Annotated in this window: 11 protein-coding genes; 10 read left to right on the top strand and 1 reads right to left on the bottom strand. The window is 32.6% G+C overall.

All coding sequences use genetic code 11. The annotated features are described in order from the left end of the window. Positions 1 to 149: 149 nt before the first annotated feature. The 8 genes from IEV77_RS08885 to IEV77_RS08850 all read left to right on the top strand — a co-directional run bounded on the left by IEV77_RS08885 (position 150) and on the right by IEV77_RS08850 (position 10,190). Positions 150 to 1,385 carry a S41 family peptidase gene (locus IEV77_RS08885; protein ID WP_229736626.1) on the top strand — a complete coding sequence of 412 codons (1,236 nt, stop codon included), beginning with the start codon at positions 150 to 152 and terminating at the stop codon, positions 1,383 to 1,385. A gap of 296 nt (positions 1,386 to 1,681) precedes the next feature. After that, positions 1,682 to 3,190, top strand: coding sequence for a GIY-YIG nuclease family protein (locus IEV77_RS08880; RefSeq protein ID WP_188463935.1), 1,509 nt, complete (start codon positions 1,682 to 1,684; stop codon positions 3,188 to 3,190). A 152-nt stretch (positions 3,191 to 3,342) separates the two neighbouring features. Continuing rightward, positions 3,343 to 3,735: a hypothetical protein gene (locus tag IEV77_RS08875; protein ID WP_188463933.1), complete on the top strand. Its 393-nt coding sequence runs from the start codon at positions 3,343 to 3,345 to the stop codon at positions 3,733 to 3,735. Between the two features lie 139 nt (positions 3,736 to 3,874). Continuing rightward, complete coding sequence (locus tag IEV77_RS08870; protein ID WP_188463931.1) at positions 3,875 to 5,584, top strand: hypothetical protein; 1,710 nt, start codon at positions 3,875 to 3,877, stop codon at positions 5,582 to 5,584. 151 nt (positions 5,585 to 5,735) lie between these two features. After that, entirely contained in the window at positions 5,736 to 6,779 is a 1,044-nt protein-coding gene (locus IEV77_RS08865) for a hypothetical protein (RefSeq protein ID WP_188463929.1), read from the top strand. Positions 6,780 to 6,977: 198 nt separating this feature from the next. Further along, a complete protein-coding gene (locus IEV77_RS08860; RefSeq protein ID WP_188463927.1) occupies positions 6,978 to 7,772 on the top strand; it encodes a hypothetical protein in 795 nt (264 codons plus the stop codon). A 391-nt stretch (positions 7,773 to 8,163) separates the two neighbouring features. Next, positions 8,164 to 8,391, top strand: a complete 228-nt coding sequence (locus tag IEV77_RS08855) for a CDGSH iron-sulfur domain-containing protein (protein WP_188464837.1) — start codon at positions 8,164 to 8,166, stop codon at positions 8,389 to 8,391. A gap of 398 nt (positions 8,392 to 8,789) precedes the next feature. Continuing rightward, positions 8,790 to 10,190 carry an NAD-dependent succinate-semialdehyde dehydrogenase gene (locus tag IEV77_RS08850; RefSeq protein ID WP_188463925.1) on the top strand — a complete coding sequence of 467 codons (1,401 nt, stop codon included), beginning with the start codon at positions 8,790 to 8,792 and terminating at the stop codon, positions 10,188 to 10,190. 97 nt (positions 10,191 to 10,287) lie between these two features. Here the strand turns inward: IEV77_RS08850 and IEV77_RS08845 are convergent, their stop codons facing one another. Continuing rightward, entirely contained in the window at positions 10,288 to 10,917 is a 630-nt protein-coding gene (locus IEV77_RS08845) for an SDR family oxidoreductase (protein WP_188463923.1), read from the bottom strand. Between the two features lie 109 nt (positions 10,918 to 11,026). Here IEV77_RS08845 and IEV77_RS08840 point away from each other — a divergent pair, with 109 nt between their 5' ends. Together IEV77_RS08840 and IEV77_RS08835 are read left to right on the top strand one after the other, a co-directional pair. Then, complete coding sequence (locus IEV77_RS08840) at positions 11,027 to 11,836, top strand: DUF1853 family protein (protein ID WP_188463921.1); 810 nt, start codon at positions 11,027 to 11,029, stop codon at positions 11,834 to 11,836. Between the two features lie 58 nt (positions 11,837 to 11,894). Beyond that, the gene (locus tag IEV77_RS08835) at positions 11,895 to 12,911 is read left to right on the top strand and encodes a S1C family serine protease (protein ID WP_188463919.1); all 1,017 of its coding nucleotides are present in this window, start codon (positions 11,895 to 11,897) and stop codon (positions 12,909 to 12,911) included. The last annotated feature ends 16 nt before the right edge of the window (positions 12,912 to 12,927 follow it).

Below are 12,927 nucleotides of genomic sequence, written 5' to 3'. Positions count from 1 at the left end.
TTTAAACTAATAAATTAGTTATATTTGTTACTCAATTAAAATGTCACATAATGAAACATTTCTTTTTCACTATAGCTTTTATATCGTGTAGCCTAAATATACAAGCTCAAAACACAAGCTTAAACGATTCAATCCTATCTAAGTATAATATGAAGATTGAAAAGGAAAAATTAATAGAAGATTTTAATCAATTATTAGAAACATTAAAAGAGCACCCTGAACAATTTGGTTTTATTGACGCCACATCATATGCGCAACTTGTAAATAATCAAAGAGATAAATTAAAAGATTCAATGACAGTTCAGGAATTTTATCAAGTAACAGCTCCAATAGTTGCAAGTTTAGGCTGTCTACATACAAGAATAGTCGATATGCGCTTTTTCAGTACAGCCCACAAGTATTGGTTACCAGTGATAGTATGGTTTGAAGATGAAAAAATGTACGCCATAAACAATTGTGTTGCAAGTACAGAAATGAATATAGGTTCCCAAATTTTAGAAATTAACGGAATTTCATCAAACAAAATATATAAAACATTAAAATCAACAATTTCTGCCGATGCTTATAATCAAAGTTTTTATAGAGAAGATTTAAATGTGAACTTTCTATATTACTACCATAGTTATTTTGGTTATGAATCTGAATACATAATCAAATTCAAACCTTACAATTCCGAAGAAATAATGACAACATCATTTTATATTGATGAGCCTGCTCCTCAATACAAAGAAGAAATAATCAATAAGCCTAGATTAGGCATAGAGATTAATGAAGAAAATAAAACCGCCATAATCAAGATTAAGAATTTTAACTATTTCCCAAGAGGTAGAGAAAATTTCGATTTTTTTAAGGAGACCATAGATACATATATGAAACAGATAAATGATGAAAATATAAATAAAGTGGCTTTTGATTTAAGAGGAAATAGAGGTGGAAACCCAGAATGTACAGAATATATATTATCCTATATTATTGATAAAGAAATTAATTTTTATGAAGATAATAACTTAAATAAAAGTCGAAAAAGACCAATAACCGTAAAACCAAAAACAACAAATAATATTAGTAATGCAAATATTTATATACTTCAGGATGGTCGCTCTGCATCTGCAACAGCGCAAATGTTAGCAGTTGTTAAACATAACCAATTAGCAACTTTAGTAGGAGAAGAATCAGGAGGCACTTACAGTACGCATCCAGGTAGAGGAGCAACAGCCTTAAAAAACACAAAACTTGGTTTGCAAATAGGTACAGAAAGGGAATCTGTCAATGTTCCTAAATTAGCACTAGACAAAGGCATCATTCCAGATAAAGAAATGAAGTTACAGCTATCAGATTTAGTAAACGACAATAACTCATTGTGGAATTATATGTTACAAGATTAGACAATGGAGTATAAAGCCTCTTTCCGGTAAAGCTCCCTGCCAAAAAACAAGTAAAAACACCTTAATTTTCTACCTATCCCACCTCTAATTTCATCAAAAAGAAGTCCCCATCTCCCCATCTCCTAAAAAACACAAATTAAAATCATACCGTTTACGGGTTTCCATAAACCATGTTTTATAAAAAAGTGTAAATTAGCATGGTTAACTCTTTTCTTTTAAGGAGTTGTGTACTTTTATAGCTTATATAACGCGTTGTGTTTAATTTTGAAGAAAAACCCGAACTAACCAATTAAAAAATGAATTTCTTAAACAAAATTTTTAAATCGTGTAAAAAATCGGAAGAAAAATTAACTGACACACCACCTGAAAAAACAACCGAATCAAAATTAGGAGAATTCAATCTTCTTGACTACCCCGAAAAAGATAGAGATAAATCCTTTTATTTCTATGAATATAAAAAACCAGATGGAGAATGGATAAATATAGGAGAACCAATATGTAAGATTCGTATTGGAGAAGGTACCGGATTTGGAAAATTCTATGGAGCATCCATTAAAGCAACAAAAGAAGGTGTTTTAGAATGGATATTTAAAAGAGATGAACTTTTAAAAAGCGGTAATATATTATACAAAATTCATCAAACAGGTGTCTATAAAAATGAAAATTCTAAAGAAAATTCCGAGTTCAAATCATATTTCGCAGAGAGTAAATTATCTTCATTCAAAAAATGGTTAGTTGCAGATGGCAGTTTAGTCAAAGAAAATGAAGATATATACGAATATTCAGGATCTATACTTGCAAATGCACGATTAGTAAGATTAGGAGCTAAAATTAATGATAGTACAACTATACATAAATCTGAAAAAAGTGGGTATATAGATTTATATTTTAAAAAGACTTTAGATATACCAAAGAACCAATTAATGTATGTCATAAGGAATGATGATAATGAAAGAATAAATAGAAAATTCATTAATGAACCAAACATCATAATCGATGAATTCTCTAATTCAACTATAATTAAATGGAAAAGGGTCAGTTCAAAGTTCCCAATAGAAGGTATCACAACAAAATCAGATGACTCTAGTACAACCTTTCTTTTTAGTTTCAACTACATAGACAATAATGACCAAATTGTATTCCATTTTGACCCAAAACAGATAAAACCAAAACAATTTGATAAAGTCTTTTTCTTGTTTGAAAATGGAGAACAAATTCAATTTGAATTAACAGTAAATCCAAGTTCGTCAAAAAACATCCGAAACGAAAAAATAACGGAATACAAGGGTTTAATTACAAAGTCAGAACTTGAATTGTTTTCAAATTACGACTTCAAAAAATGGAAAATTTCATTAGTTAGCGATAAAAGAGAAATTTTAGGAGGAGAAAGCAGTGGAGACGACTATTCGACAAAGAATAATATACAAATTGTCATCAAAAAATTCGCAACTGAATACATTGACTTAGTAAAACATACAATACCTGATTATCAACCAACAGAACTAAAACAAAATGACTCTATCAAAGAAGTTTTGACCGAATTTTGTTTTGTTTATTTAATGCACGATACAAGAAACGATTATTATAAAATTGGAATTTCTAACAATCCAGAATATAGGGAAAAAACATTACAGAGTGAAAAGCCTACAATAGAAATGATTGCATCGAAAAAGTTTCCGATTAGAAAAATTGCAGAAAGTATTGAAAAAGCACTACACGACACATATTCGGAAAAAAGATTGAGAGGCGAATGGTTCGAATTGGATGCAAAAGATGTTGAACATATTATAGAAACATTGCTTTAAAAAAATAAACACAAATAAATAGAGTAGGGCTTACGGGTTTCCATAACCCATGTTTTATAAATTAGTGTAAATTAGCGTGGTTACCGGTGTTATTTTTATGGAGTTGAGTTTGTTTATATAACTGGTTGTGTGTAAATCAAAAAACATAGATAATGAGAAAAATATTTGTTACAATTTTGATTTTAGGATTTGCCTTTAGTTGTGATAATTCAGACAAAAAAACTAAAACAAATTATCCTACAGAAAGTGGCCCTCAAGGACCGCCAACATTTATATTGACGGAAATGAATGGTCGAGAATTAGAAGAAAAAGCCTATTTCACCATAAAATATGACAACACTTTTGAACTTAAAACTGGAGATGGAACAATTTTTAAATATACTCCAACTCAACACGTTGGTCACGACCCTCTTTGTAATATATTAGCAACTGATAACCTAGGCAGAAATACAGCAATTTGCATAAAAAAACAGTCAGGTCTTAATGTAATAATTATGTTAGAAAATGATGAAATGATAAGTAATTTTAAAGGGTATAAAAAATAAAAGCTACAGACAACACATGGTATAATTAATTGCTTGGCACGACCCTAATTACATAAATCCTCTGACACAAGCACGCACTTTTCATATACAAAACCGTTGTAAACAAGGCTAAAAAAAATCCGTAATAACTTCAAAACTAATGGCTAAAAAGATTGAGAACAGCATATTGACTGATAAACAGGTTTTCAATAACCAAACTTTTGATTCCAGTATTTTAGAAAAGGGTTTTACCGCTGAAGAAGATATTCTATTTAATAATTGCACCTTTAAAGGAATAACCTCTTTTGACAACATTACGGTTAGAGAATTCGGTTTTTACAATTGCAAATTTGAAAATGTATTTAGTCTCACTAATTCTAACATTTTTATTCTTGGCTTTTCAAGTTGTGAGTTCAAAAAAAAATTTAGTATTACAGAAAATAATTGTCGCTCTTATTGTACTTTAAGAGACATTAATTCTAATGAAATAACGATTAATGGACACTACCAATATCTTCAGTTTGTTCAACTAAATGTCGAAAAATTAGAATTAAGGGAAGTAAATAATAAGTTCACTCATAGAGATTCAACAATCGAATTTTTAGCGCAAAACAGAATCAAGAATTTAAGTATAAAATCAAACATTAACTATTCCCAAATTATTTTTAAAGCGGGAAATTATGACTCAATTCATTTTGAAGGAATATTTAATAATCATATAAATTTTGAGAAAAAGATTATCACAGAATATCTGTTTTTTGAATCTTCAACTTTCAACAGTCGGATTGATTTTCAAGAAGGCTTTTTTCAATATATAAGATTTTCCAGAAGTAATTTCAACGGTCTGATATACTTAAATGGCTATAATTACCTCGATAACAAAACACGAGAATTAGAAATTAAAGATTTGTCAATACATTCAAGTGTTTTTGACAAGGATATGAGCGTGAACTTATCAAACATTAAATATTTGAATTTTTCGAATAATAATTTTAAACAGCTTTTTCACTTCAATTCATACACAGATACAACGAAAAATGAAGATATGATAATGGTAAGAATTAGTGGAGTGAATCAAGGAAATATCGTTCTTGAAAGAGCTTATTTAGATATTGATATCAGAGATATTAATTTTGGCAATATCTTTTTCAAAGAGGCAAATATTAGCTCTTTAGTATTATCGGAATTTCATAATATAGGTTCTGTCTTCTTCACTAATATTTTATCGGGATTGCATTTAATAATTCAAGATTCTATAGTCGGAAACTTAAACTTTATAAATTCAGATATTAATATTTTCGAAGAGATAGTCATTGCAGATAGTAAACTGAATGGCATAAGTCTTAAAAAATATCCCAATACAATATTATCCTCAAGTTCAAATCCAAAGGTTGGTTATGGAATTAAGGATAAATCAAAAAGAAAAGAAAATCTTAAAAATGTTTACACACAATTAAAGGAAGTTGCAAGAACAAACGGCGATTTTGATAACGCTAATAAATATAAATCGCTTGAACATATAGAGTTATTAAAAAGTAAAAAATTTAGTGCAGATTCCATACTTCTATTTTTAAATTGGATTTCAAACAATAATGGTCGCAGTTGGTTAAGAGGTGTTTTATTTACAATTATAGTTTCCGTTATTTTCTGTGTTCTATATTTTTTTACTTTAAATATAGAATCGCATCAATATCCAAATTATAAAGAATTAATTTTATTTATAACATCGTTCCCAAAATTAGAACTTGAAAAATTTGAAATTCAAAATAAATCGTGGGAAATTAGTCTTGTTATATGGCTTGCAAGGATATTTATTAGTTATGGAATATATCAGACAATTACAGCATTTAGAAAATATGGGCGCGGTTAAGCCCAGTTTACAAAACCGTATATAAGCTATGGCTTGGTCTGTACCCATTTGGAAAATCTATGGATTTCCCAAAGTTAGATTATATTTGGAGAGTTTCGTGTTAAAACACGCCACAGCTCATATACATAAAAGTTAGCTACAATACCTCAAAATGATATCGCATTCACTTACAATTGGAGAAATAATCGACAAATTAAAAACTCAAATTTTTGATTTTGAAAATCCAACAGATATTCAAAATGACTATCTAGAACGCGAAAATGGAATTAAAAGAACGATAGATAATTGCATGATGCAGATGAAGGAATTTGCAATTAGGCCTGGTCTAGATAAACTTACAAAACGACAGGAACTCAAAACTGAAAAATGTATTGAAAACTTATCTAGATACGTCAAACAACTAATGGAGGAATTAGATGAAGACAAAATCAAGATTTATTGTGAGAATTTAAAAAGCGAAAAGGAAAAACCATTCAGTATTAGTCTGAACAGACCTTTCGAACCAGACCTTACATTCATGTTATCGAATTCTTTTCATATTGCGATTAGAACAGAAATTCTATGGTCGAGAAGAGTAACTGTTTTACAGGCAATTCAGATGTCCAAAGGAGAATTGAATTTAGACGATTTAGGTAAACATTTACCAGATTTATTAGAAAAAATCAAAACTAAAATTATTCCAAACCTTAAACATCACGAATTTTATCTTTCATTCACTGATAGCATTAATGAAGCTATTAAATGTTATGACAAAAAGCTATTTAGAGGATGTAATTTAATCCTAATGACAACCATTGAAGGAATGGTTAGGCAATTAGCTAATTTTCTTTCAATACCCCACGAACTAGGAGAAAATTTCTCGGAAGATAAATACATGTCATTAAATAGATTATTAAGAGATGTAACTTGGAAAAAAGACATAACTATTGATGAAACAAAACTATCTCTAATGCTCGGAAAGGATAAAACATTAAAAGAATATCGAAGCGAATTTGGGATAGATAGAGAAAATGTATTGATTGATTTAGATACGCGTTTAGATTTTCTTAAAGGAAGATTTAAAGATGACAGAGACTTGATTTTACATGGCTCTTATCAAGAGTATAATAAGAAATGGAATTTATATCTTAATTTTTCTGCTCTTGAGGAAACTTATGAAGTATGCGCATATTATTTAAACAAGTACAGTAGCTAACAAAAACAAGCAATTTTAAGCTAATCTTGAAACAAAGTTTTCAATATATGGCAATCCACTTTTTGCTATAGCAAAGGCCTGTTTTAATGGCTTATTACACACTGCTATTAATAGCTAATCTCAAACATTTTAACAAACCCAACACCAACATATCCATTTTTTCCTTATCTTAGATTAACCCAAACACCTAAGAACCAAATGCCTAAGCAAAAAGGAATCATATTAATACATGGCAAACTAAACGGTAAAAGCTATTACCCGCTTAAAGGCATATATCTTTCCCGTACGGCTAATGGGCCTTCCAAAGAGCGCATTCAAACAGATCCAGCCTTCGCAGAATTAAAAGCAAGAAATCTAGAATTTGGTATGGCATCCAGACTATCAAAAGCCATAAGAACAGGGGTTTTAGAAACAGTAAAAGACTTTCAAGATCCTAAAATGGCAAGTCGCTTAACTAGGGTCTGTTATCAAATAATCAAAGAGGGGAGTGGTACCATTGGTAAAAGAGAAGCCAATCTAACAAACAAGCCAAAAGCCCTAATAGGCTTTCCTCTTAAACCAAGAAAAAACCTCGATCAAGTATATACAGCAACTCCAGTAGTTACAAGCCATAAAAAAAGACGTATAATTACCATAAGCATTCCAGAAAGTTCTCAAATCCATCTGGTAAACAAACCAAAAACAGCCACACATTTTCAGCTTACCGCGGCACTGTCTTTAGTATCAAATTACACATGCCGTCCAGGCCAAAAAACATACAGACCAGTAGCTCCAAAACAAAATGCCCTGGGCATCAGTCAAAAAACAGAGGCATTATTATGTAAAATAGAGCATAAAAATCTTCAAATTCAACTCAAAACCCCTGTAAAAAGAGAGGTTTCTTCTAACGTATCTCTAGTAGTTTGGTTCGGTATTCAATACCTTAAACAAGAAGGTTCACAACTATACACTTTAAAAAATATGCAGGTTATGCAGTGTATCAACCTGCTTTAAACCCATAGATACTGGGGTTTACTTGGGGGTTCCCTCGTAGCTACTTCGGGTTAACTCCGTATCTACTTGGGGTTTACTTCGGGTAATCCGTGGGTCAAATGCGGGTTAACCATGTTTTAACCCCGTATGTAGGCTATAGTAAACCAGGCAAAACATTTGCCAACCAGCAGTTACTCCATAGCAAGCCCATATCAAGTCCATGTCAAATAACTAAATACTAATAGTTAACTATAGATGCCCATAATATTTGAATCCTCAGAAATCGCACAGATTTATGTGAATAAGCTAACCGTCAGGCAGATTCGTAGAATTAGTTTCAAAAAGTATTATAAATTGAGAAAACTAATTCTATATGCATATTTTTACAAATCAAATAAAAGAAAATAATATCATGAGCAAAACCAAACTTACCATCAATAGTAATGGATCTGTAAAAGTTGAAGGCGATTTCGAAATTGTAGATAGCCAAGGCAACGAATATAACTTGCAAGGCCGAACAGTTTTAGGTATCTGTCGTTGCGGACTTTCTAGTAACAAACCTTTTTGCGATGGTTCACATAGAAATCATTTCGAGCATGACGCAACAGCTTTCGATTTACCACCAATGAAAACCAAATAAGACAGATTATTTAGTACCGTCATTAATGTTATCAAAAGAATGATGGTACTAACAATATTATAATGTCACCAGTACGACAACATTGTTATAAATAGCTCCCTCCACGAAATCATCCATAATTATAATTGTACTATAATTTATATTATGTAAAATAGAATATTTCAAAGCACCTGTCCCTTTCATAAACTACATATCTAACATCGTATTTGTAAATTCCTGCCACACACCATACACCATACACCAAACACCACAAACCAAACACCACACACCATAAGCCACACACCACAAACCAAACACCATTCCAAATGCGTTAACATCTTAAGGTTTACAGCAAGCATTCAGGTCGCTATCTATGTAACTTACAATACAATAATGCAAAAAATATAGAAACTTAGTATATGAAAACTGAAACTAAAAACAAATCCTTCAAAACCATCAATCCTGCCACTGGAAAAGACCTTTCCTCCTATACCTATATCACAGATAATGAGGTGTCTGAAAAGATTGAGAAATCTCAGAAAGCCTTTTTAGAATGGCGCTTCATGTCTTTTGAAGAACGTGGAAAAATAATAAAAGCAATTGGGAAAGAATTACAGAATTCTAAAGAGGTCTTATCCGAACTCATGACAGATGAAATGGGTAAATTGCTGAAACAAAGTTATCAGGAAGTAGATTTATGTTCGGGTATTTGTACCTATGCTGCCGATAATGCCGCTAAAGTATTAAAAAACGAAACCCGCGAATTATCTAACGGTGGTAAAGGAATCATTACCTACGCTCCTATTGGAATTATTTATGGCATTCAACCCTGGAACTATCCGTCTTACCAAGTTATTAGATACGCAATTACCAACCTCATGGCTGGAAACAGCGTCTTATTAAAGCATGCCTCCAATGTTACAGGAACTGCCGTATTATTAGAGTCTATATTCAAGAAGGCTGGTTTACCAGAAGGTTTATTCACCGTTCTAATTATAGATCACGACCAATCAGATGCCATTATTAAAAACAAACTGGTGCGCGGTGTTACCCTTACGGGAAGTCCTGACGCTGGTAAAGCTATAGGTGAAAAATCCGGAGCACAAATTAAAAAGACGGTTTTAGAACTTGGTAGTAATGACGCCTACATCATTTTGGAAGATGCCGATATGGAGAATGCCATTAAAGAATCCGTTAAAGGTAGAACCTATAACAATGGCGAAACCTGTATTGCATCTAAAAGATTTATTGCTGTAGAAGCTGTTTACGAGCAATTCAAAGAGGGTTTCGTTAAAGCCATGTCTCAGTTAACCCTGGGTGATCCAAAAGATAAAAAAACACAATTAGGGCCTTTAGCTAGAAAAGATTTACGCGAAGACATTCACAAACAAGTAACTGAAAGTGTAGCCAATGGTGCCGAAATTCTTTGTGGTGGACAAATACCTAAAGGCGATGGTTACTATTATCCTGCTACCGTTTTAGGCAATGTAAAACCAGGACAACCAGCTTACCACGATGAGCTTTTTGGACCTGTAGCCTCGCTAATTAAAGCAAAAGATGCCGAAGATGCCATGCGTATTGCCAACGACAGTCGCTTTGGTCTTGGTGGTGGTATTTTCTCTAAAGATGTGGAAGGCGCCATAAAATTAGCAGAAAAACATTTCGATACTGGAATGGTCTTTATCAATTCCTTTGGCCTAGCAGATCCGCACATGCCATTTGGTGGCGTTAAAGATTCCGGTTTTGGTAGAGAACATGGTGGTTTTGGTATGAAAGAGTTTGTAAACATCAAAGCCATTGTTATCAGTAAAGGCAAATAATAGTCTCACAAATCACCATAAAAAAAGGACCGAAATCTGTTATGATTTCGGTCCTTTTTTAATAGCAGTTACTTCTTTAATACGGAATCATAGCTTTCTATGAAATACCATCAAATGCTTTGCCTATAAGCGTATCTCCCGTTATAATTTCAAACGTTTCCTTATTAGCCGCATCATCATGCAAAGATCTTATAAGCGTTTGTGCAACATCATCCCTAGAAATCTCTCCTTGCTTAGAAACAGATTTAGCTAGCTCAATGCTACCTGCACCTGGTTTATCAGTCAAAGCTCCAGGTCTAACAATGGTATAGTTCAAATTAGAAGCCTTTAAAAATGCATCAGCATCCTGTTTGGCTTTTAAATAATCCTGAAGCGTATCACTTTGCTCCGGATTATCTGCTCCCATAGAACTCAACATCACAAACTTCTTTACTTTAGAATGTTCAGACGCACGAATCAATTTCTTTGCGCCTTCTTTATCTACAGCTTCTACGTTCTTTCCTCCAGATCCTGCAGCAAACACCACTTTATCTATTTCTTCTGTGCTATGCGAAACATCCTGTTCCAAATCGGCCATCACCGTTTTTACCTGCTCCGCATCAAACTTTATCTTTTGTTGCTCATTTCTAACCATCGCAATGGGTTCGAAATATTGAGATTCTTTTAATAATTGAATCACTTTATATCCTGTTTTGCCGGTTGCTCCAGCTACTAATACTTTTTCCATGTTTCTTGTTTTTCTCAAGATATCGCTTTAAGACAGCAGAAATTGCCCTGAGAAGAAAAAATATGAACTCTTATGAGTTGTTAAATACTTGAATTCGTAATTTGCAGCTATGGATTTCAAAGCCCTTAATTCACAATATCGCGGATATTTAAATACGCCCAATTTATGGTTTGGACGTGATATCTATAACTTACAGCAATTAGAATTACAAACCCAATTACCAACTAGCTTTAATGAAACCATTTCTCCAACTATAAGACTTGGTAAACGTGTCGAGCAGTTTGTTTTCCATCAATTAAAACAACATCCGCAAGTATCTATTCTAGCTGAAAATATTCAAATCCAAAAAGACAAATTAACTTTAGGTGAAATAGATGGTTTACTGTTAATCAACAAGCAACCAGTACATCTAGAAATAGTCTATAAGTTCTATGTCTATGATGAGTCTGTGGGCACCACAGAATTAGATCATTGGATTGGTCCCAACCGAAAAGATAGTTTGGTAGAAAAACTAGATAAGCTTAAAAACAAGCAGTTACCACTGCTCTACCGTACAGATACTTTAAGCTATTTACAAAAATACCAACTAGAGATTGAGCAAATTGAGCAAAAAGTCTTGTTTAAAGCCCAACTATTTCTGCCTTATCTCTCTAGTAAAACGCACTTTCAAAGTATCAATAAAGCGTGTATTTCAGGCTGTTATCTTAAGAAAACCGACTTACAAAATTTTAAAGATTGTAAATTCCACATCCCTAATAAAGCCAATTGGCTAATGGAACCACATGCTCAAGTATCTTGGCAACTCTATCCTTCTTTTATGGAAGACATCTCCCCTGTTTTAGAACAGCAAACGTCGCGTTTAGTCTGGATAAAACATCCAAACGGACTTGTAGAAAAGTGTTTTATCGTTTGGTGGTAAAACCCCAACTTCTATAAATAATATGTATTTTTGCACAAAAAAACAAAGTACCTATTATATGAAACATCTTTCCTTTGTACTATTAGCATTCATGAGTTTCGCTGTAAATGCGCAAGACCTGTCCAAACTTTATAAAGAAGTAAGTCCTGCTGTTGTCATTATTTTTACTTCTGAAAAGGAAATTGTCACCACTGTAGGTTCAAAATCGAATGTAGTTACTAAAGATGGTCTGGGTTCTGGCTTCATGATCTCAGATAGGTTAATTATAACTGCTGCTCATGTCGTTACAGTTCCTGAAAAGATTAACGTATTATTCCCTGATGGAGACATTATTCCTGCAACTGTAGTAAGCTCATATAAAACTGCTGATATTGCCCTAATTAAATTGTTTAGACCACGCATCAACCCGGTTACAGTAAAGTTAGGGGATTCAGATTCTTTAAAAATTGGAGAACGTATCTTTGTAATTGGCGCACCTTACGGACAAGGAGCCTCGCTTTCATCTGGTTATGTAAGTGGTATAAGAAAACAAGGCACCGGGAAAAACCCATTTAGTAATACAGAATTTATCCAAACAGACGCGGCCATTAATACTGGTAACTCTGGAGGCCCAATGTTTAATTTAAAAGGTGAAGTTGTAGGTATTGTAAGTTTTATTACCTCTCAATCTGGTGGCTTTGATGGTATTGGTTATGCTACCACATCGAACTTAGCTACCAAATTATTATTAAATGATAAAATGCCTTGGCTTGGTGCAGATATGCACACCCTTACTACCGAAGAGTGTAAGCTTTTAAACGTACCACAAGCTCACGCTTTACTGGTACAACGCGTAGTAGAGAGTTCTATTTTTGGTAAAATGGGAATAAAAGGCGGAGATGTTGAAGGTGTTATCAATAATCAGAAATTAATCTTAGGTGGTGATATTATTTTAGGATATAACGATATTACATTCGATTTAAGCGATGAGGCTCTAAATAAATTAGCCGACTTTACCAATAGTATAAATGATAACCCAAAATTCACAGTCACTGTTTATAGAGACGGAAAAATCATTACTTTAAAAAGTAAATAGCTAATATTTCCATTTC

It is taken from the genome of Xanthomarina arctica, from assembly GCF_014638915.1.
GTDB lineage: Bacteria > Bacteroidota > Bacteroidia > Flavobacteriales > Flavobacteriaceae > Xanthomarina > Xanthomarina arctica.
The sequence above is the reverse complement of the archived record's forward strand: the minus strand, read 5'-3'. Positions and strand labels throughout refer to the sequence as shown.